Below are 19,722 nucleotides of genomic sequence, written 5' to 3'. Positions count from 1 at the left end.
CTATGATGATGGATATACTGATGTATCTGTTTGAAACTTACATCCATAGCGATGCAGATTTGCAAGTGGATCAAGATGAGCTTGAAGAAGAACTGCTTCGAGCGGGATTTCACCAACAAGATATCTATAAAGCCCTTCTTTGGTTAGAAGAGCTCGCCGCGTTGCAGCAAAGCGATGCGCACTCAGCCATTTCGCGTTGTAGTGCCACCGCGTCTACCCGTATCTATACGGCGCAGGAAATGCAACGATTGGATCTCGAAAGTCGTGGCTTTCTGTTGTTTCTCGAGCAAATTAATGTGCTGACCACCGAAATCCGTGAAATGGTGATCGATCGGGTGATGGGGCTCGAAACCAACGAATTTGAGCTCGACGATCTCAAGTGGATTATTCTGATGGTGCTGTTTAATGTGCCCGGCAATGAAAACGCCTACACGCTGATGGAAGAGCTGTTGTACACCAAAGAACAAGGCATTTTGCATTAACGCTTTCCCTGCACGGTATCTATGAGTAGTAAAATCGACCACACCCTATTTCCGGCGCATGAACACGCATTAGAGCGTGAGCCATGCCCGAAATGCGGTGGAGAATTGGTGTTAAAGCACGGTAAACACGGTCCTTTCCTTGGCTGCGGCCACTATCCCGCGTGTGATTACATCAAAGCGCTGCATCACAATGACGGTCATATCGTTAAAGAACTTGGCGTCGCCTGTCCAGAGTGTGGTCAAGAGTTGGTGCTGCGTCAGGGGCGTTATGGCATGTTTGTCGGTTGCAGTGCTTACCCGCAGTGCCATCATATCGAATCGATTAATCCAGTTGAAGCCAGAGATCAAAAGGTGTTGTTCGCTTGCCCTGAATGCGGAAAAGGCCATTTGCTGGAACGGAAAAATCGCTTTGGTAAAACCTTCTATGCCTGCGATCAGTTCCCAAAATGCAAATTCGCGCTCAATCAAGCCCCAGTGAAAGGGCGCTGTGAGCAGTGCGGTTTTGCTTTATTGGTGGAGAAGAAATCCGCTCACGGGGTGAAATATCAGTGCGCAGATCGTAAGTGCCAGCATGTGCAATCGAGTGGTACTGAATCCTAAAGAGGACGATTAAACAACAAAGGGGCCATGTGCTCCTTTGTTATCTTCGTTATCATCAGCGATTGAATTAATCACGCCATTTGCTGGCAAAGGCTTGCACGGCCGGAAACGCATCGGCGTCCAGCACTTTGGCTAACGCGCACAAACGGCGTTGCAGTTCACCGCTGTAGTCACCGCACACATTGATGTGTCCCATCTTGCGTCCAGTCCGTTTTTCTTTGCCATACCAATGAACATGGCAGCCAGCCATCGCGAGCACCGACTCAGGCAAACTCTCTTCGCCGAGAATATTGATCATCGCCGTTTCACGCACCAGCTTGGTACTGCCAAGTGGCAGGCCACATACGGCACGCAGATGATTTTCAAACTGACAGGTCTCCGCGCCCTGCTGTGTCCAATGGCCAGAGTTATGTACTCGAGGCGCGATTTCATTCACCAGCAGTTGCCCATCGACATCAAAAAACTCCAGCGCCAGCACACCCACGTAATCGAGGCTCTCCGCGACCGCGGTAAACATCTGCTTTGCCTGGGCTTGCAGCTCTGGCGCATCAATTGCGGTGGAAAGGCTCAGAACGCCGTTGGTGTGTACGTTCTCCGCTAAAGGATACACTTCGACGTGGCCATCTTTGGCTCGTGCGCCGACTAACGAGACTTCACGGTTAAAAGGGACAAACTCTTCAGCGACAATCGCTTGGGTTGGCGTGGCCGCAATGCATTCGGCCATTTCCTTCCAGATAGCCTCCGCCTGAGTGGCGTCTTTCAAGCGCCACTGGCCTTTGCCATCATAGCCACCCAAGGCGCTTTTGAGCACCATAGGTACACCGACATGCTCTATCGCCCGAGAAAAATCTTCACGCGTCTCAATGATGTAGTAGTTTGCATTGCGCGCACCTGCGTTATCCAACAACGCTTTTTCCAAGCGACGATCACCACCAGCTTTAATCGCTTGCGTGCTAGGTAGAAACTTGCCACTCGCTTCACACACATCAAGTACATCATGGGGAATGTGCTCGAACTCTGCGGTAATCACATCGACTTGTTCAATGGCATTTTCTAAGCCATAGCCGAGCAGGTGCTGAGTCAGAGGGTGGACGATATTACCGCTTGCCACATCGTAGGCGGAGATCTGAATATTCAGTGGCGCACCAGCCAGAGACATCATGCGAGCCAATTGACCCGCACCAAGAACCAGTACATGCATGGGATTAATCCTCGGCCGGATTTGGATGAGCAAGGACGCTTTCGGTTTGCTCGGCGCGAAACGCTTCGACTTTTGCCATAATAGCCTCATCATGGGTGCCGAGAATTTGCGCAGCTAATAACCCTGCGTTGGCCGCCCCTGCTTCACCGATCGCCAATGTGCCAACCGCGATGCCTTTTGGCATTTGTACGATGGAGTAGAGCGAGTCCAGCCCAGAGAGCGCGCGCGATTGCACCGGAACGCCAAGTACAGGCAAACTTGTGAATGCGGCGGTCATGCCGGGTAAATGAGCGGCGCCGCCTGCACCAGCAATGATCACTTTGAGTCCGCGCGCTTTGGCGGTGGACGCGTATTCAGCCAGAAGTTGAGGGGTGCGGTGTGCAGAAACGACTTTGGTTTCGTATTCAACCCCAAATTTGTCCAGCATTTCTGCTGCCAATTTCATGGTTGGCCAATCCGATTTAGAACCCATGATGATACCGACTTTCATCTCAAACTCCTTCAAGCTGCATAATTGGGTGAGCTGATAAAATTTGTGCGCATTATACGGGGTTTTTGATGCCAAGCAAACGTTTGCGTCACTTCGCCAATCGCTGAGCTCAAGTAATTCCTTTTCGCTCACTGAGAGAATTGTTTGTACACTGAGAACGAATCAAACAGTGGGTAGATATGGGATGGACAATTTTCAACAGGTACTGCGTGCTTTACAGCAAGGCGAAGTCATCGCTTACCCTACCGAAGGGGTATTTGGTTTGGGCTGCGATCCGGATAACAGTAGAGCGATCGGTAAGCTGCTGGAAATCAAACAGCGCCCGGTCGATAAAGGGCTGATTTTGATTGCAGCCAATGTTGACCAGTTATGGCCCTACATCGACCGAGACGCTCTGACTGACATCGAGATCGAACGCATGCAGCAAAGCTGGCCGGGGCCGTATACGTGGGTGGTTCCTGCCAGCACGTCTGCCTCATCTTGGGTCACGGGACAGTATGATACGGTCGCGGTGCGTGTCAGCGATCATCCTTTAGTGCAAAAGTTGTGCATCGCCTTTGCAAAGCCGTTAACCTCTACCAGCGCCAATCTGTCCGGGCTTCCTGCCTGCCTCACTTTGGAACAAGTGCAACAGCAGTTGGGCGATAAAGTTCAGGCCATACTCATTGGTGAAACGGGTGGGCGAACAAAACCGAGTGAAATTCGCGATGTGCGAAGCGCACAAATATTAAGACAGGGATAACCCTGCATTGCTTCAAAGGTAAGTAAAGAATGTCAGCAATCAATAAACAAGCAGTGAAGCAGTATTTGATGGCACTGCAGGATGCAATTTGTCAGCAATTAGAACAAGAAGATGGACGAGCGGTGTTTGTCGAGGATGCTTGGCAGCGTGAACCCGGAGAAAAACTGGGCGGTGGAGGCCGCACGCGGGTAATGCGTGATGGTGATGTGTTTGAGCAAGGTGGGGTTAATTTTTCTCACGTTCAGGGCCAAATGATGCCAGCTTCTGCCACAGCACATCGCCCGGAGTTGGCTGGGCGGCGTTTTGAAGCGATGGGCGTGTCTTTGGTGATGCATCCGAAAAATCCTTATGTACCCACCTCACACGCCAACGTGCGTTTTTTCATCGCCGAAAAAGAGGGCGAAGCGCCGATTTGGTGGTTTGGTGGCGGTTTCGATCTGACGCCTTTCTATCCGTTTGAAGAAGATTGCCAATCATGGCATGACACGGCCAAAGCGCTATGCACGCCGTTTGGTGAGACGGTTTACGCTGAGCACAAGGCGTGGTGCGACCAATACTTCTTCTTGCCGCATCGCAACGAAACCCGCGGTGTGGGCGGTTTGTTCTTTGACGATCTGAACCAATGGGAATTTGATAAATGCTTTGATTACCTTAAGGCGGTGGGGGAAGGCTATTGTCAGGCGTATTTGCCAATCGTCGCACGTCGCAAAGTGCTTGAATATGGTGAGCGCGAGCGGGAGTTCCAACTCTATCGTCGAGGTCGTTATGTAGAATTCAATTTGGTCTATGACCGCGGCACCTTGTTTGGTCTGCAAAGTGGCGGTCGAACTGAGTCGATATTGATGTCTATGCCGCCATTGGCTCGCTGGGAATATGCTTATCAGCCACAACCGGGTTCGGCGGAAGCACGCTTGTATGACGAGTTCCTCCAGCCGAGAGATTGGTAACGCTTTTCTCCTCAAGGAGATAATGATAGGGTCATCGAATTAGATGGCCCTGTTTTGTTTTTAAGGTAAGGAAATGACCCAGCAACTTGATCGCTATGCGGTGTTTGGTAACCCGATCGGGCACAGTAAATCGCCGTTTATCCATACCCTGTTTGCTCGCCAAACCAATCAGTCCTTAAGCTATACCGCAGAGCTCGCTCCGCTGGATGGTTTTCAGTCCGCCGCAAACGCCTTTTTTGCCACAGGTGGAAAAGGGTGTAATGTGACGGTGCCGTTTAAGGAAGAGGCTTATCAATTGGCGGATCGGTTAACCGAGCGCGCGCAACTGGCAGGGGCCGTGAATACCTTAAAGAAACTTGATGACGGTGAGATCATTGGTGATAACACCGATGGTGCAGGGTTAGTGCAAGATTTATTGCAGTATCAAGTGTCGCTTAGTGGCGCAAAAATCTTGTTAATCGGTGCTGGTGGCGCCGCGCGGGGGGTGATCCTGCCTTTGTTGCAACAGCAGCCCGCATCATTGACTATTACCAACCGCACCTTCGTCAAAGCACAGGCGCTTGCGGAGCTATTTTCTCCCTATGGGCCAGTCATGGCAAAAGCGATGAGTGCGATTGAGGAAGGGTACGATGTCATTATCAATTCCACGTCCGCTTCTTTGAGTGATGAGCTCCCCTCTGTCAGCCCCGCTATATTTACCACCAGCAGCATTAGCTACGACATGATGTATGGCAAAGGAGACACGACATTTAACCAATGGGCTAAAACGCATGGTGTAGCCCAAGCGTATGACGGCTTGGGAATGTTGGTCAACCAAGCGGCGGAAAGTTTTATGTTGTGGCGCGGCTTGCGGCCGAGCGCAAAGCAGATATTACGTGAATTACGCAAAAACCTAGAAGGTCAGTAGTCAATGAACCAAGCCATTTTGTTCCCCAATATACAGAGTTGGGATGAGAAGCGTCAGGTGGTGCAGTTTGCTGCGCAGCAATCTGGGGCTTTGATTCAGTGCTTTGTCGAGAAAGCGAAGTTAGAGCAATTAACCATGACGACGATTGCGAACCAAGAACAGGCGCTAAGTGTATTTGCTCAGTGTCGTTTTGATCTTGAAGAAATAGCCGAAGAGCTCATTGAAGAGGAAGCCTTCGATGACGAAGGCCACATTGTTATTGGTTGATGACTTTTACTTGGTTGAGGTAGTCATTTTTGTTTTGCACGTAATTATCCGCGGACTTTTGTAGAAATGCTCTCTCTTTGTCGGTTAAAGGACGAGCTTGCTTTACTGGGCTGCCTACATAAAGAAAGCCACTTTCTAAGACTTTTCCGGGGGGGACCAAACTGCCTGCGCCAATCATCGCCTCTTCTTCTATTATTACCCCATCCAGCACAATTGCCCCCATACCGACCAAAACCCGATCTTTTATCGTGCAGCCATGCAGCATCACTTTGTGCCCGACGGTGACATCATTACCAATGAGCAGCGGATAGCCATCGGGGTTGGCGGCATTTTTATGTGTGACGTGCAAAACACTACCATCTTGGATATTGCTGCGCTCGCCAATACGAATGTGGTTAACATCGCCACGTGCAGCAACCAGTGGCCAAATGCTCGAGTCATCGCCAATTTGGATGTCACCAACTAATACCGAGCTACTATCGATGTAAACGCGGTCGCCAATTTGTGGGCAAATACCTTTATAACTTCTTATTGAGCTCATTATTTCTCCTTGAGTTGAGGTTTAAGGCCGAAGGTTTCGGTTACTTAAAGTAGCAAAAATACCCTTTTGTGCGTAAAAAACACCCATAAGGCAAAAAAAGCAAAATAAAGTGCAAAAATGGCTTGCCAATGTGATCGCAATCTCTATAATGCCACCTCGCTGACACGGCAAGGCTCCATAAGGAACCAAGGCAAATCAGCAAGGCATTTTAGCCAGGTGATTCACCTGAAAAAGTTTTGAAAAAAGTGGTTGACACAAAAACTTAACTCGCTAAAATGGCCGCCTCTTCCACGGTGACTCAGTCACTGAAGCAGGAAGAAAGCTCTTTAACAATATAAACCTATCAATCTGTGTGGGCACTCGTTGATGATAATCCAAAAGATTTATCAATGAACTGAGTGACCAATTTGATACTTCGGTATCGAGCACAGTCAATTCAAGTTTTCTAGGAACTAGCTTCTAGGGACTAGAAACTTATCAGTATTCATTGAGCCGAAGCGCAAGCTTCAAAAAACTTTTAATTGAAGAGTTTGATCATGGCTCAGATTGAACGCTGGCGGCAGGCCTAACACATGCAAGTCGAGCGGCAGCACAGAGGAACTTGTTCCTTGGGTGGCGAGCGGCGGACGGGTGAGTAATGCCTGGGAAATTGCCCTGATGTGGGGGATAACCATTGGAAACGATGGCTAATACCGCATGATGCCCTTGTTTATAATGAACAGGGGCCAAAGAGGGGGACCTTCGGGCCTCTCGCGTCAGGATATGCCCAGGTGGGATTAGCTAGTTGGTGAGGTAAGGGCTCACCAAGGCGACGATCCCTAGCTGGTCTGAGAGGATGATCAGCCACACTGGAACTGAGACACGGTCCAGACTCCTACGGGAGGCAGCAGTGGGGAATATTGCACAATGGGCGCAAGCCTGATGCAGCCATGCCGCGTGTGTGAAGAAGGCCTTCGGGTTGTAAAGCACTTTCAGTAGGGAGGAAGGTGGTAGTGTTAATAGCACTGTCATTTGACGTTACCTACAGAAGAAGCACCGGCTAACTCCGTGCCAGCAGCCGCGGTAATACGGAGGGTGCGAGCGTTAATCGGAATTACTGGGCGTAAAGCGCATGCAGGTGGTTTGTTAAGTCAGATGTGAAAGCCCCGGGCTCAACCTGGGAATTGCATTTGAAACTGGCAAACTAGAGTACTGTAGAGGGGGGTAGAATTTCAGGTGTAGCGGTGAAATGCGTAGAGATCTGAAGGAATACCGGTGGCGAAGGCGGCCCCCTGGACAGATACTGACACTCAGATGCGAAAGCGTGGGGAGCAAACAGGATTAGATACCCTGGTAGTCCACGCCGTAAACGATGTCTACTTGGAGGTTGTGGCCTTGAGCCGTGGCTTTCGGAGCTAACGCGTTAAGTAGACCGCCTGGGGAGTACGGTCGCAAGATTAAAACTCAAATGAATTGACGGGGGCCCGCACAAGCGGTGGAGCATGTGGTTTAATTCGATGCAACGCGAAGAACCTTACCTACTCTTGACATCTACAGAATCCTGCGGAGACGCGGGAGTGCCTTCGGGAACTGTAAGACAGGTGCTGCATGGCTGTCGTCAGCTCGTGTTGTGAAATGTTGGGTTAAGTCCCGCAACGAGCGCAACCCTTATCCTTGTTTGCCAGCACGTAATGGTGGGAACTCCAGGGAGACTGCCGGTGATAAACCGGAGGAAGGTGGGGACGACGTCAAGTCATCATGGCCCTTACGAGTAGGGCTACACACGTGCTACAATGGCGCATACAGAGGGCGGCCAACTTGCGAAAGTGAGCGAATCCCAAAAAGTGCGTCGTAGTCCGGATTGGAGTCTGCAACTCGACTCCATGAAGTCGGAATCGCTAGTAATCGTGGATCAGAATGCCACGGTGAATACGTTCCCGGGCCTTGTACACACCGCCCGTCACACCATGGGAGTGGGCTGCACCAGAAGTAGATAGCTTAACCTTTCGGGGAGGGCGTTTACCACGGTGTGGTTCATGACTGGGGTGAAGTCGTAACAAGGTAGCGCTAGGGGAACCTGGCGCTGGATCACCTCCTTATACGATGATTATTGCGATGAGTGTCCACACAGATTGATATGGTTTAGATTAGAGCATTTAGTGGGTCTGTAGCTCAGGTGGTTAGAGCGTACGCCTGATAAGCGTAAGGTCGGTGGTTCGAGTCCACTCAGACCCACCACTACTGATGGGGCTATAGCTCAGCTGGGAGAGCGCCTGCCTTGCACGCAGGAGGTCTGCGGTTCGATCCCGCATAGCTCCACCATCTTTAAGTGCATTAGTGATAGTGCTTTTAAACATGGTTTCGAAAGAAATCTTGCTCTTTAACAATTTGGAAAGCTGACAAAACAACAATTTATTGTTGTTTGTAAAGTTCTCAATGTTTGTCTTTAAGACAAACACCAACAAACACATTCAAGTGTTCTTGGGAATGTCACGTTTAGTGACGATTCAAAATTGAGTCCGGCAAATCAATGCTATCTCGCTCATTCAAATAATGAGATAGCGAACCTTGGTTGTTTAACGCAAAGACCCTTTCGGGTTGTATGGTTAAGTGACTAAGCGTACACGGTGGATGCCTTGGCAGTCAGAGGCGATGAAGGACGTAGTAACTTGCGATAAGCGGTGATGAGGCAGTAACAGCCACTTGAGTCACCGATTTCCGAATGGGGAAACCCACTGGCATAAGCCAGTATCGCTGCATGAATACATAGTGCAGCGAAGCGAACCGGGAGAACTGAAACATCTAAGTACCCCGAGGAAAAGAAATCAACCGAGATTCCGAAAGTAGCGGCGAGCGAAATTGGATTAGCCCTTAAGCTTTACATGCGTTAGACGAATGGTCTGGAAAGGCCAACGATACCGGGTGATAGTCCCGTAGTCATAGGCGCATGTTCAGTGAAATCGAGTAGGGCGGGACACGTGTTATCCTGTCTGAATATGGGGGGACCATCCTCCAAGGCTAAATACTCCTGACTGACCGATAGTGAACCAGTACCGTGAGGGAAAGGCGAAAAGAACCCCTGTGAGGGGAGTGAAATAGAACCTGAAACCGTGTACGTACAAGCAGTAGGAGCACCTTCGTGGTGTGACTGCGTACCTTTTGTATAATGGGTCAGCGACTTAATGTTAGTAGCAAGGTTAACCGCATAGGGGAGCCGTAGGGAAACCGAGTCTTAACTGGGCGTATAGTTGCTAGCATTAGACCCGAAACCGAGTGATCTAGCCATGGGCAGGTTGAAGGTTGAGTAACATCAACTGGAGGACCGAACCGACTAATGTTGAAAAATTAGCGGATGACTTGTGGCTAGGGGTGAAAGGCCAATCAAACTCGGAGATAGCTGGTTCTCCCCGAAAGCTATTTAGGTAGCGCCTCGGACGAATACTACTGGGGGTAGAGCACTGTTAAGGCTAGGGGGTCATCCCGACTTACCAACCCTTTGCAAACTCCGAATACCAGTAAGTACTATCCGGGAGACACACGGCGGGTGCTAACGTCCGTCGTGGAGAGGGAAACAACCCAGACCGCCAGCTAAGGTCCCAAATTACAGCTAAGTGGGAAACGATGTGGGAAGGCTTAGACAGCTAGGATGTTGGCTTAGAAGCAGCCATCATTTAAAGAAAGCGTAATAGCTCACTAGTCGAGTCGGCCTGCGCGGAAGATGTAACGGGGCTAAGCTGTAAACCGAAGCTGCGGCAATGTGCTTTAGCACATTGGGTAGGGGAGCGTTCTGTAAGCCGTTGAAGGTGTGTTGTAAAGCATGCTGGAGGTATCAGAAGTGCGAATGCTGACATGAGTAACGACAAGGGGGGTGAAAAACCTCCCCGCCGGAAGACCAAGGGTTCCTGTCCAACGTTAATCGGGGCAGGGTAAGTCGACCCCTAAGGCGAGGCCGAAAGGCGTAGTCGATGGGAAACGGGTTAATATTCCCGTACTGCTTATAATTGCGATGGGGGGACGGAGAAGGCTAGGTGGGCCAGGCGACGGTTGTCCTGGTTCAAGTGCGTAGGCTGAGTGTTTAGGTAAATCCGGATACTCTTAAGGCTGAGACACGACGTCGAGCTGCTACGGCAGTGAAGTCATTGATGCCCTGCTTCCAGGAAAAGCCTCTAAGCTTCAGATTATAAGCAATCGTACCCCAAACCGACACAGGTGGTCGGGTAGAGAATACCAAGGCGCTTGAGAGAACTCGGGTGAAGGAACTAGGCAAAATGGTACCGTAACTTCGGGAGAAGGTACGCTCTTGATGGTGAAGTCCCTCGCGGATGGAGCTGACGAGAGTCGCAGATACCAGGTGGCTGCAACTGTTTATTAAAAACACAGCACTGTGCAAAATCGCAAGATGACGTATACGGTGTGACGCCTGCCCGGTGCCGGAAGGTTAATTGATGGGGTTAGACTTCGGTCGAAGCTCTTGATCGAAGCCCCGGTAAACGGCGGCCGTAACTATAACGGTCCTAAGGTAGCGAAATTCCTTGTCGGGTAAGTTCCGACCTGCACGAATGGCGTAATGATGGCCACGCTGTCTCCACCCGAGACTCAGTGAAATTGAAATCGCTGTGAAGATGCAGTGTACCCGCGGCTAGACGGAAAGACCCCGTGAACCTTTACTACAGCTTGGCACTGAACATTGACCCTACATGTGTAGGATAGGTGGGAGGCTTTGAAAACGTGACGCCAGTTGCGTTGGAGCCGTCCTTGAAATACCACCCTTGTATGTTTGATGTTCTAACGTTGGCCCCTCATCGGGGTCGCGGACAGTGCCTGGTGGGTAGTTTGACTGGGGCGGTCTCCTCCCAAAGAGTAACGGAGGAGCACGAAGGTGGGCTAATCACGGTTGGACATCGTGAGGTTAGTGCAATGGCATAAGCCCGCTTAACTGCGAGAATGACGGTTCGAGCAGGTGCGAAAGCAGGTCATAGTGATCCGGTGGTTCTGAATGGAAGGGCCATCGCTCAACGGATAAAAGGTACTCCGGGGATAACAGGCTGATACCGCCCAAGAGTTCATATCGACGGCGGTGTTTGGCACCTCGATGTCGGCTCATCACATCCTGGGGCTGAAGTCGGTCCCAAGGGTATGGCTGTTCGCCATTTAAAGTGGTACGCGAGCTGGGTTTAGAACGTCGTGAGACAGTTCGGTCCCTATCTGCCGTGGGCGTTGGAAGATTGAAGGGGGCTGCTCCTAGTACGAGAGGACCGGAGTGGACGAACCTCTGGTGTTCGGGTTGTGTCGCCAGACGCATTGCCCGGTAGCTAAGTTCGGAATCGATAACCGCTGAAAGCATCTAAGCGGGAAGCGAGCCCTGAGATGAGTCTTCCCTGATACTTTAAGTATCCTAAAGGGTTGTTCGAGACTAGAACGTTGATAGGCAGGGTGTGTAAGCGCTGTGAGGCGTTGAGCTAACCTGTACTAATTGCCCGTGAGGCTTAACCATACAACACCCAAAGGGTTTTGGTGGACTCGATACAAGAACGAATTGAATGTGTTGAAAAGAACTTAAACAGCTTTCCAGATTATTCTCTAGAAATAGAGAGAAAGAATTTGCTTGGCGACCATAGCGTTTTGGACCCACCTGATTCCATCCCGAACTCAGAAGTGAAACGAAACAGCGTCGATGGTAGTGTGGGGTCTCCCCATGTGAGAGTAGAACATCGCCAGGCTTTATATATTGTTATCCGTTATACGGATAACTACATCGTCAGTGTACTAATCTGTTGATGACAATTTGTGGAGAGATGGCTGAGTGGTTGAAAGCACCGGTCTTGAAAACCGGCGTACGTTAATAGCGTACCTAGGGTTCAAATCCCTATCTCTCCGCCACATTCAAGCCCTTGATTTATCAAGGGCTTTTCTCGATTTAAGACGATCAAATGTCACCTAATACAAATAGGTGATACATATGTATTTGATTATACCAATCTGGAAAATTAACTGGTCAGATTAATCCACTCTCTTGTACACATCTTGCTAACTCTATCTGTACTGTCCAAGAATCGATTCCAAGCCTTGCACACTTTCTCCACGATATCCTCATAATCGGTAAAACTCTGATTGGCAAGATGGTGTTGTCTGAGCCAGCTCCACACTTGTTCTATCGGGTTTAGCTCTGGTGAATAGGGCGGGAGCTTGATGATACTGACATTGCTAAACGGTTCTGCAATGTCATTGGTATGCCAACTCGCCCCATCCATAATGATGACGGCATGACGCCCTTTTTCAGTGATTGCCGATATTTGCTTTAAATGCTCGATCATGATCTCTTTATTAACCCAAGGAACGACCATCGCTTCGCCAATTCCTCTCGCGGGACAGACAGAACCAAACAGATACGCATATTCAAATTGTTGTTGCTTCACGGCTCGGGGGCGTGTTCCTTTCTCTGCCCATAACCGTGTTGTCGTGTTTTGTTGCCCAAATCTGGCTTCATCTTGAAACCAGACATCAACATGCTCTAGAGCGATATGTCCTGGGATCTTCAGGATCGTTTCAATTTTGAATTTTTTTTAAAATCGTCTTGGACTTCTTGAGATTGCTTGGGGTGTTTTGAGCGGGAAGTTATCCATGACAAGCCCATGTGGTCGAGCAGGTAATAGATAGAGTCAGGGTGGTAGTGCTGGCCAAATTCTTTCACGATATAAGCGTGGATGTCGGCCCCAGTCAGTCGTCCGCCTTGTGTATCATTGGCTTTATCTTTTATGTATTGGCTCAACTGCTCTCTTTGCTCAGAAGTTAAGAAGGGGGGGTCGTCCCGTTCTTGGCTTTTCCTTCAGCCCTTCTAATCCTTCTTCAAGAAAAGTGTGAACCCACTTATTAACACTGGTTCGGCTCACCATAAGAAACTTGGCGATTTGGGTGCGAGAGTGTCCCTCTTTGAAATGAGCGAGGGCCAGCAATCTCATTTTCATCTGAATAGATTTCTGCTGGCTTGCGAGCTTTTTAAAGTCGATATTATTGAGACTGTCCATAGCGAATAAGTTTTATCGTTGAATGGCCTCAATTAGATCATATTTTTACTTAGATTGGTATAACCGTGTCGTCGTGTTTTGTTGCCCAAATCTGGCTTCATCTTGAAACCAGACATCCACATGCTCTAAAGCGATATGTCCTGGGATCTTCAGGATCGTTTCAATTTTGAATTTTTTTTAAAATCGTCTTGGACTTCTTGAGATTGCTTGGGGTGTTTTGAGCGGGAAGTTATCCATGACAAGCCCATGTGCTCGAGCAGGTAATAGATAGAGTCAGGGTGGTAGTGCTGGCCAAATTCTTTCACGATATAAGCGTGGATGTCGGCCCCAGTCAGTCGTCCGCCTTGTGTATCATTGGCTTTATCTTTTATGTATTGGCTCAACTGCTCTCTTTGCTCAGAAGTTAAGAAGGGGGGTCGTCCCGTTCTTGGCTTTTCCTTCAGCCCTTGTAATCCTTCTTCAAGAAAAGTGTGAACCCACTTATTAACACTGGTTCGGCTCACCATAAGAAACTTGGCGATTTGGGTGCGAGAGTGTCCCTCTTTGAAATGAGCAAGAGCCAGTAATCTCATTTTCATTTGAATGGATTTTTGCTGGCTAGCGAGTTTTTTGAAGTTGATATTATTAAGGTTATCCATGGCGAATAAGCTCTATCGTTGAATGGCCTTAATTAGATCATGTTTTTTCTTAGATTGGCATAAGATTGATTTAGATAGCGTAAAGTGACTCCTGTAACCTTTTGTTTCTGCATAGCATCAAGCATAGATTTCCGCTGGGAACGGGGGTTTTAAACTCGCTATTTTGACTGTGGTGGTTACAATATCGTCGCATTCAAATTGTGAGGTTCGTTATGGGGCAACTGGCTATATTGGGGTTTATCGCTTTAGGGGGGGCTTTTGGTGCCTGCTCTCGTTATCTGGTGTCTGAGCTCTGTGTTTTATTACTTGGGCGCGGTTTTCCCTATGGAACCTTGACTGTGAACGTTGTCGGGTCATTTGTGATGGGGCTTTTGATCGCTGCATTCGAAAGCGAAATGCTCGCGACTGAACCTTGGCGGCAAGTTATCGGTTTGGGCTTTCTTGGTGCCTTGACGACCTTTTCGACGTTCTCCATGGACAACGTGCTGCTGATGCAGCAGGGTGCTTTCCTTAAGATGGGGTTGAATATTCTGCTCAATGTTACTCTAAGTGTTGGCGCTGCATGGCTTGGATTTCAGCTCTTAAAGCAGTGATGTTCAAATCTAATTTTCCAACAAATTTTTTACAGGTCGGCTTGGTTTAACCAAGTCGATTGCTTATAATCGTTTCACTTGTCGGAGTGCCATAAGGCTGAGACCGTTTATTCGGGATCCGTTGAACCTGATCAGGTTAAAACCTGCGAAGGGAACAAGAGAAGATTTTGGTAGCTAAATTCTACTAGTGTCTTATCAAAGTTCGAATTTTGCGCGCAGAGCCATCTGCAATTTGTGTATGTTCGATCCCTCTTGTCGCATCTTTCCGCCAAGCATTTTCATCCGTCACCTTTTTATCTTGCATAACAAGAAAGGAAAAATGCTATGTCGAATCGCAAGCAAGCGAGACTGGAAGCCAAACAGTTCATTGATACTCTTTCAGTACAAGCGTACCCCAATTCCAACAAAATTTATGTCGAAGGTTCTCGGCCTGATATTCGAGTGCCAATGCGTGAAATATCGCTGGCGGATAGCCTTATCGGTGGTTCAAAAGATGCCCCTATTTTGGCGCCCAATGAGCCGATTAGAGTCTACGATACGTCTGGCGTTTATACCGATCCACAGCACACTATTGACCTCTATAGCGGTTTGCCCAAGCTAAGAGAGGGCTGGATTGCCGAACGTGGTGACACTGAAGTTCTCGATGAAGTGAGCTCGACCTACACCAAACAGCGTTTAGACGACGAGACGTTGGACGAGTTACGTTACGGCAATTTACCGCGTATTCGTTGTGCCAAAACGGGGTATTGTGTTACGCAATTGCATTACGCACGTAAGGGCATTATCACGCCCGAGATGGAATTCATTGCGCTGCGTGAGAATATGGGCAGAGCACAATATTGCGATGAGGTATTAACTCAGCAGCATTCCGGGCAGAGTTTTGGAGCCAATCTTCCTAAGGAAATTACCGCAGAATTTGTCCGCCGAGAAGTGGCAGAAGGACGTGCGATTATCCCTTCCAATATCAATCACCCTGAGTCTGAGCCAATGATCATTGGCCGTAACTTCCTGGTCAAAGTGAACGCTAACATTGGCAACTCTTCAGTCACATCTTCAATTGAAGAAGAAGTGGAAAAGCTGGTTTGGGCAACGCGCTGGGGTGGCGATACCGTCATGGATCTCTCTACAGGACGTAACATTCACGAAACTCGCGAGTGGATCCTGCGCAATAGCCCAGTGCCAATTGGTACAGTCCCTATGTACCAAGCTTTAGAGAAGGTAAATGGTATTGCGGAAAATCTAAACTGGGAAGTGATGCGCGATACACTGATTGAACAGGCAGAGCAGGGCGTTGATTATTTCACTATCCATGCCGGCCTATTGTTGCGTTATATTCCGATGACGGCGAAGCGTGTGACCGGGATTGTCTCTCGTGGCGGCTCCATCATTGCCAAGTGGTGTCTGGCACACCATCAAGAGAGTTTTTTGTATACCCACTTCCGGGAAATCTGCGAGATTTGTGCGATATATGATGTAGCGCTTTCTTTGGGGGATGGCCTGCGTCCCGGCTCCGTTGCGGATGCGAACGATGAAGCGCAGTTTGCTGAGCTAAGAACGCTGGGAGAATTGACTAAGATTGCTTGGGAATACGACGTTCAGGTGATTATCGAAGGCCCTGGGCATGTGCCGATGCACATGATCAAAGAGAACATGGACGAACAGCTTAAGCATTGTCATGAAGCGCCGTTTTATACCCTTGGCCCGTTAACCACGGATATTGCCCCCGGTTATGACCACATCACCTCTGGGATTGGCGCGGCGATGATAGGTTGGTATGGCTGCGCGATGCTTTGTTATGTAACGCCAAAAGAACATCTTGGGCTGCCCAATAAAGAAGATGTGCAAACAGGGCTAATTACCTACAAACTGGCCGCGCATGCTGCGGACTTAGCTAAGGGTCATCCGGGAGCTCAAGTGCGTGACAACGCGTTATCAAAAGCCCGTTTTGAGTTCCGCTGGCAAGACCAATTCAATCTGTCGCTCGATCCGGATACTGCTCGTGCTTATCACGATGAAACGCTACCACAAGAATCGGGCAAGGTTGCCCATTTCTGTTCTATGTGTGGACCCAAATTCTGTTCGATGAAAATCTCTCAAGAAGTCCGTGAGTACGCCAAGGACTTACAAACGGCTGAAGGTGAAGCGATTGAAATTAAGCTGATTGACGATCCACTGGAAGGAATGCGACAAAAATCGGCAGAGTTTAAAGCCTCTGGCTCAGAGCTCTATCACCCTGCTGCCATGGCCAATGTGGAGGAATAAGCATGAAACTGCTGATCCCATCCGATATCATCGAAGTGACCGGAGATATTCAGCAGTGTTTGCTTTTGGCAGAACAGCAAGGCTTTGCCATTGAGCATATCGAGTTGGGTATTAGCCCGACTCGGACATTGCAACTGATTTCTAACGAAGAACATTTCGTTGTTGCCACCGATCTGTTGGATAAAGACCAAATTCAAACCACTGAGTATCACTGCTGTTTGTGTTATTTGTCGGCAGCGTCGATAGAGTCTTTTACGATGGATTCGCGTAAGGTCTTTATTCATCTCAACGACTCCAATGGCGATAAGTACGATGTTTGGACGAATCCTCTCAATCAGCAACGTCAAGCGCTGAGAGTCACTGAAGGTAGCCTGCTTTCCCGAGCAGCTATGCGTCGTCATTTAGTGTGGTTTATCACCTTATCCGCACTGAGTTTTCCACTAGAAGATAGCCTCACTTTGGCAAGAGCGATGTTGAATGTTTCACGTGAAACATGGGCATTTGAGTACTGCGCTTTTCCAACACCCGTCCTAGAACACAAGGATCTTGATATTCGCCTTGAATGGCAGCTGGCCAATTTGAACAAGGGTTTTCCCAAGCTGGAACCACATAGCCTTGGATTGTATCCAGTAGTGGACAGTGTTGAATGGATAGAAAAGCTTTTGCCACTGGGGATCAAAACCATACAGCTGAGAATAAAACAACCAGAACGAGTCGATTTAGAAGCGCAGATCATTCGTGCGATTGAACTAGGACGTGAGTATAACGCACAGGTGTTTATTAATGACTATTGGCAGCTTGCTATCAAACATGGCGCCTTTGGTGTGCACTTAGGCCAAGAAGACCTGCAAGCGTCCAATCTTACCCAGTTGGCAGGAGCTGGGATTGCTCTTGGGCTTTCAACGCATGGTTATTACGAACTGCTGCGTATCGTGCAACTCGCGCCAAGCTATATCGCGCTCGGTCATATTTTTCCGACCACCACGAAACAGATGCCGTCTCAGCCACAAGGTCTGACTCGTTTAGCGCTCTATCAGAAACTGATAGACACCATTCCCTATGGTGAGCAAAAGGGAATACCTACCGTTGCTATAGGTGGTATTGATCTTGGCAATGCAAGTCAAGTTTGGCAAACCGGTGTCACATCGCTCGCTGTGGTGCGGGCAATCACGCAAGTCAATAATGTCCAAAGGGCGATTGGTGAATTTAAAGAGGTCATGGTGAGTAATTCGGAACAGCGCAGTTGTGCTCCATCCTTACATTACGATCATCTTCAGAAGGAGTGTAGTCATGTTGAGTAATGATCTATTCCTTCGCTATCAACGGCAAATCGCATTGGAGGAAGTCGGTGAATCTGGCCAGCTACGCCTTAGCGAAGCTTCGGTTTTGCTAATTGGATGCGGTGGGCTGGGGTGTGCGGCTGCGCTCTACCTCGCGGGCGCCGGGGTTGGTCGTTTGGTTTTGGTAGATGATGATACAGTCGACGTGAGCAATTTACAGCGACAAGTAGCCTTTCGCAGTCGCGATGTTGCCAGCAGTAAATCGGATGCTTTGCGTAACCAGCTCAATCAGCTAAATTCCGAGACCCATATTCGCGTCCTGAATCAGCGCATCAGCGGCACACAATTGAGCATGGAAGTGATGATGGCCGATGTGGTGTTGGACTGTACCGACAATTTCCCCAGTCGCCAAGCAATTAGCCTCGCTTGTTTACAGCAGCGGAAGCCGTTGATATCGGCTGCGGCGATTGGCTGGCTTGGGCAGTTTGGCGTGTTTGACTACACGGCTAGCGATAGCGCGACCGCCTGTTATCACTGCCTCTATCCTTTTGATGAGGCTGAGCAGAGTCAGCGTTGTAGTGATCTTGGTGTCATGGGGCCAGTGGTCGGTATTCTTGGCAACTACCAAGCATTGGCAGCAATACAAAAGCTTGCAACTGGGCGTTTTCATCTAGCGAGCAATCAACTGCATTTGTTTGATGGCTTAACCATGAAGTGGCAGACAATAAATACCGTTCGCGACGCGCGCTGTGCTCATTGTGGCAATGTGGCTTGAAGGGGAAGAGTAATGGAATCGATAGCGATTGTGTTTAATGGTCTGCCGCAGCAAATCGCAACCGGTAAGACACTGCAACAGATGATAGATGAGTTCTCTTTGCCAAGTCAGGGTTGCGTATTTGCGGTCAATAACCAAGTCGTACCGCGAAGTGAATGGCAAACGCGAGTGTTGTGTGAGGGAGATAGTATCTCGCTGTTTCAAGCGATTGCAGGAGGGTAGCGCTATGTTGAAGATCGCAGATAAAGAATTTAGCTCAAGATTATTTACTGGAACGGGGAAATTTGCCAATAGCCAGTTAATGGCCAAAGCGATCACCGCTAGCGGCTCTCAGCTTGCAACCATGGCACTGAAAAGAGTCGACATTACGGGCCGTCATGATGACATTCTTTCTCCCTTGGTGGCTGCGGGTATTCATTTGTTACCCAATACTTCCGGGGCAAAGAACGCTCAAGATGCGATATTCGCTGCCCATCTGGCTCGAGAGGCGCTCGGTACTCACTGGCTGAAACTGGAAATTCACCCTGACCCTAAGTACTTGATGCCCGATCCGATTGAGACATTGGCGGCGGCGGAACAACTGGTGAAAGATGGCTTTATCGTGTTGCCGTATTGTCACGCCGATCCGGTCCTGTGTAAGCGACTGGAAGAGGTGGGATGCGCCGCAGTGATGCCTTTGGGCGCGCCAATCGGTTCAAACAAAGGGCTGGTTTCGGCAGATTTCCTACAAATCATCATCGACCAAGCCAAGGTTCCTGTGGTGGTCGATGCCGGGATTGGTGCTCCTTCACACGCGGCTCGCGCGATGGAGTTGGGGGCCGATGCCGTTCTTGTCAACACGGCGATTGCCACAGCGAGTGATCCTGTGGCAATGGCCCATGCTTTTAGGCTTGCGATTGAAGCAGGACGGGCAGCTTACATGGCGGGCTTAGCCGGACAAGTTTCCCATGCCATAGCTTCAAGTCCACTGACTTCATTCTTGGATTGTTGAGG

General features: G+C 49.2%; 16 protein-coding genes, 3 tRNA genes, 3 rRNA genes, 1 pseudogene and 1 riboswitch. Of the genes and pseudogenes, 18 read left to right on the top strand and 5 right to left on the bottom strand.

Annotated elements, in window-relative coordinates:
• The first annotated feature begins 2 nt into the window (after positions 1–2).
• Together I3X05_RS16500 and I3X05_RS16495 are read left to right on the top strand one after the other, a co-directional pair.
• Positions 3–482: a DUF494 family protein gene (locus I3X05_RS16500; protein WP_045569037.1), complete on the top strand. Its 480-nt coding sequence runs from the start codon at positions 3–5 to the stop codon at positions 480–482.
• Between the two features lie 21 nt (positions 483–503).
• Positions 504–1,082, top strand: coding sequence for a DNA topoisomerase family protein (locus I3X05_RS16495; RefSeq protein ID WP_337970864.1), 579 nt, complete (start codon positions 504–506; stop codon positions 1,080–1,082).
• 67 nt (positions 1,083–1,149) lie between these two features.
• Here the strand turns inward: I3X05_RS16495 and I3X05_RS16490 are convergent, their stop codons facing one another.
• The gene (locus I3X05_RS16490; protein ID WP_193157877.1) at positions 1,150–2,283 is read right to left on the bottom strand and encodes a 5-(carboxyamino)imidazole ribonucleotide synthase; all 1,134 of its coding nucleotides are present in this window, start codon (positions 2,281–2,283) and stop codon (positions 1,150–1,152) included.
• Between the two features lie 4 nt (positions 2,284–2,287).
• The gene (gene purE, locus I3X05_RS16485; RefSeq protein ID WP_039460909.1) at positions 2,288–2,773 is read right to left on the bottom strand and encodes a 5-(carboxyamino)imidazole ribonucleotide mutase; all 486 of its coding nucleotides are present in this window, start codon (positions 2,771–2,773) and stop codon (positions 2,288–2,290) included.
• 184 nt (positions 2,774–2,957) lie between these two features.
• Here purE and I3X05_RS16480 point away from each other — a divergent pair, with 184 nt between their 5' ends.
• From I3X05_RS16480 to I3X05_RS16465, 4 genes are all read left to right on the top strand, one after another.
• Positions 2,958–3,515 carry an L-threonylcarbamoyladenylate synthase gene (locus I3X05_RS16480; RefSeq protein ID WP_045569034.1) on the top strand — a complete coding sequence of 186 codons (558 nt, stop codon included), beginning with the start codon at positions 2,958–2,960 and terminating at the stop codon, positions 3,513–3,515.
• Between the two features lie 29 nt (positions 3,516–3,544).
• Positions 3,545–4,462, top strand: coding sequence for an oxygen-dependent coproporphyrinogen oxidase (gene hemF, locus I3X05_RS16475; RefSeq protein WP_045569033.1), 918 nt, complete (start codon positions 3,545–3,547; stop codon positions 4,460–4,462).
• Positions 4,463–4,535: 73 nt separating this feature from the next.
• Positions 4,536–5,369 carry a shikimate dehydrogenase gene (gene aroE, locus I3X05_RS16470; RefSeq protein WP_337970863.1) on the top strand — a complete coding sequence of 278 codons (834 nt, stop codon included), beginning with the start codon at positions 4,536–4,538 and terminating at the stop codon, positions 5,367–5,369.
• Positions 5,370–5,372: 3 nt separating this feature from the next.
• The gene (locus I3X05_RS16465) at positions 5,373–5,636 is read left to right on the top strand and encodes a DUF1488 domain-containing protein (RefSeq protein WP_193167730.1); all 264 of its coding nucleotides are present in this window, start codon (positions 5,373–5,375) and stop codon (positions 5,634–5,636) included.
• Here the strand turns inward: I3X05_RS16465 and I3X05_RS16460 are convergent.
• On the bottom strand, positions 5,626–6,177 hold the full coding sequence (locus tag I3X05_RS16460; RefSeq protein WP_193167729.1) for a gamma carbonic anhydrase family protein: 552 nt from the start codon (positions 6,175–6,177) through the stop codon (positions 5,626–5,628). The genes I3X05_RS16465 and I3X05_RS16460 overlap by 11 nt on opposite strands.
• Positions 6,178–6,695: 518 nt before the next feature.
• Here I3X05_RS16460 and I3X05_RS16455 point away from each other — a divergent pair.
• The 6 genes from I3X05_RS16455 to I3X05_RS16430 all read left to right on the top strand — a co-directional run bounded on the left by I3X05_RS16455 (position 6,696) and on the right by I3X05_RS16430 (position 12,036).
• Positions 6,696–8,255: ribosomal RNA gene (locus tag I3X05_RS16455) — 16S ribosomal RNA — on the top strand.
• A 62-nt stretch (positions 8,256–8,317) separates the two neighbouring features.
• Positions 8,318–8,394, top strand: a tRNA-Ile gene (locus I3X05_RS16450).
• Between the two features lie 8 nt (positions 8,395–8,402).
• Positions 8,403–8,478 (top strand) — tRNA-Ala (locus I3X05_RS16445).
• Positions 8,479–8,760: 282 nt separating this feature from the next.
• Positions 8,761–11,650: ribosomal RNA gene (locus tag I3X05_RS16440) — 23S ribosomal RNA — on the top strand.
• Between the two features lie 110 nt (positions 11,651–11,760).
• Positions 11,761–11,876 (top strand): 5S ribosomal RNA (gene rrf / locus I3X05_RS16435).
• The 16S, 23S and 5S rRNA genes sit together here with 3 tRNA genes alongside, the layout of an rRNA operon.
• Positions 11,877–11,945: 69 nt before the next feature.
• Positions 11,946–12,036, top strand: a tRNA-Ser gene (locus I3X05_RS16430).
• Between the two features lie 107 nt (positions 12,037–12,143).
• Here the strand turns inward: I3X05_RS16430 and I3X05_RS16425 are convergent.
• Both I3X05_RS16425 and I3X05_RS16420 read right to left on the bottom strand, forming a co-directional pair.
• Positions 12,144–13,181: pseudogene (locus I3X05_RS16425) on the bottom strand (IS630 family transposase).
• Positions 13,182–13,330: 149 nt separating this feature from the next.
• On the bottom strand, positions 13,331–13,819 hold the full coding sequence (locus I3X05_RS16420) for an IS630 family transposase (RefSeq protein ID WP_337970862.1): 489 nt from the start codon (positions 13,817–13,819) through the stop codon (positions 13,331–13,333).
• 212 nt (positions 13,820–14,031) lie between these two features.
• Between I3X05_RS16420 and crcB the strand changes: the two genes are divergently transcribed.
• The 6 genes from crcB (at position 14,032) to I3X05_RS16390 (ending at position 19,720) form a co-directional block, all read left to right on the top strand.
• Positions 14,032–14,412 carry a fluoride efflux transporter CrcB gene (gene crcB, locus I3X05_RS16415; protein WP_193168084.1) on the top strand — a complete coding sequence of 127 codons (381 nt, stop codon included), beginning with the start codon at positions 14,032–14,034 and terminating at the stop codon, positions 14,410–14,412.
• A 72-nt stretch (positions 14,413–14,484) separates the two neighbouring features.
• Positions 14,485–14,583: riboswitch (TPP riboswitch) on the top strand.
• A 153-nt stretch (positions 14,584–14,736) separates the two neighbouring features.
• Positions 14,737–16,674 carry a phosphomethylpyrimidine synthase ThiC gene (thiC, locus tag I3X05_RS16410; protein ID WP_337970861.1) on the top strand — a complete coding sequence of 646 codons (1,938 nt, stop codon included), beginning with the start codon at positions 14,737–14,739 and terminating at the stop codon, positions 16,672–16,674.
• Between the two features lie 2 nt (positions 16,675–16,676).
• The gene (locus I3X05_RS16405) at positions 16,677–17,975 is read left to right on the top strand and encodes a thiamine phosphate synthase (RefSeq protein WP_045569276.1); all 1,299 of its coding nucleotides are present in this window, start codon (positions 16,677–16,679) and stop codon (positions 17,973–17,975) included.
• Positions 17,965–18,729: a HesA/MoeB/ThiF family protein gene (locus tag I3X05_RS16400; protein WP_045569275.1), complete on the top strand. Its 765-nt coding sequence runs from the start codon at positions 17,965–17,967 to the stop codon at positions 18,727–18,729. The genes I3X05_RS16405 and I3X05_RS16400 overlap by 11 nt, the downstream gene beginning before the upstream one ends.
• 12 nt (positions 18,730–18,741) lie before the next feature.
• Positions 18,742–18,951, top strand: coding sequence for a sulfur carrier protein ThiS (gene thiS / locus I3X05_RS16395; protein WP_045569274.1), 210 nt, complete (start codon positions 18,742–18,744; stop codon positions 18,949–18,951).
• 4 nt (positions 18,952–18,955) lie between these two features.
• On the top strand, positions 18,956–19,720 hold the full coding sequence (locus I3X05_RS16390) for a thiazole synthase (RefSeq protein ID WP_193158083.1): 765 nt from the start codon (positions 18,956–18,958) through the stop codon (positions 19,718–19,720).
• The last annotated feature ends 2 nt before the right edge of the window (positions 19,721–19,722 follow it).

The sequence above is a fragment of the Vibrio navarrensis genome (genome assembly GCF_015767675.1).
Lineage (GTDB): Bacteria > Pseudomonadota > Gammaproteobacteria > Enterobacterales > Vibrionaceae > Vibrio.
The sequence above is the reverse complement of the archived record's forward strand: the minus strand, read 5'-3'. Positions and strand labels throughout refer to the sequence as shown.

What these genes read in the sequence shown, in the direction of transcription:
- I3X05_RS16500 (WP_045569037.1), top strand. Translation starts at nt 3, where the DNA reads ATGATGATGGATATACTGATGTATCTGTTTGAAACTTACATCCATAGC.
- I3X05_RS16495 (WP_337970864.1), top strand. Translation starts at nt 504, where the DNA reads ATGAGTAGTAAAATCGACCACACCCTATTTCCGGCGCATGAACACGCA.
- I3X05_RS16490 (WP_193157877.1), bottom strand. Translation starts at nt 2,283, where the DNA reads ATGCATGTACTGGTTCTTGGTGCGGGTCAATTGGCTCGCATGATGTCT.
- purE (WP_039460909.1), bottom strand. Translation starts at nt 2,773, where the DNA reads ATGAAAGTCGGTATCATCATGGGTTCTAAATCGGATTGGCCAACCATG.
- I3X05_RS16480 (WP_045569034.1), top strand. Translation starts at nt 2,958, where the DNA reads ATGGACAATTTTCAACAGGTACTGCGTGCTTTACAGCAAGGCGAAGTC.
- hemF (WP_045569033.1), top strand. Translation starts at nt 3,545, where the DNA reads ATGTCAGCAATCAATAAACAAGCAGTGAAGCAGTATTTGATGGCACTG.
- aroE (WP_337970863.1), top strand. Translation starts at nt 4,536, where the DNA reads ATGACCCAGCAACTTGATCGCTATGCGGTGTTTGGTAACCCGATCGGG.
- I3X05_RS16465 (WP_193167730.1), top strand. Translation starts at nt 5,373, where the DNA reads ATGAACCAAGCCATTTTGTTCCCCAATATACAGAGTTGGGATGAGAAG.
- I3X05_RS16460 (WP_193167729.1), bottom strand. Translation starts at nt 6,177, where the DNA reads ATGAGCTCAATAAGAAGTTATAAAGGTATTTGCCCACAAATTGGCGAC.
- I3X05_RS16420 (WP_337970862.1), bottom strand. Translation starts at nt 13,819, where the DNA reads ATGGATAACCTTAATAATATCAACTTCAAAAAACTCGCTAGCCAGCAA.
- crcB (WP_193168084.1), top strand. Translation starts at nt 14,032, where the DNA reads ATGGGGCAACTGGCTATATTGGGGTTTATCGCTTTAGGGGGGGCTTTT.
- thiC (WP_337970861.1), top strand. Translation starts at nt 14,737, where the DNA reads ATGTCGAATCGCAAGCAAGCGAGACTGGAAGCCAAACAGTTCATTGAT.
- I3X05_RS16405 (WP_045569276.1), top strand. Translation starts at nt 16,677, where the DNA reads ATGAAACTGCTGATCCCATCCGATATCATCGAAGTGACCGGAGATATT.
- I3X05_RS16400 (WP_045569275.1), top strand. Translation starts at nt 17,965, where the DNA reads ATGTTGAGTAATGATCTATTCCTTCGCTATCAACGGCAAATCGCATTG.
- thiS (WP_045569274.1), top strand. Translation starts at nt 18,742, where the DNA reads ATGGAATCGATAGCGATTGTGTTTAATGGTCTGCCGCAGCAAATCGCA.
- I3X05_RS16390 (WP_193158083.1), top strand. Translation starts at nt 18,956, where the DNA reads ATGTTGAAGATCGCAGATAAAGAATTTAGCTCAAGATTATTTACTGGA.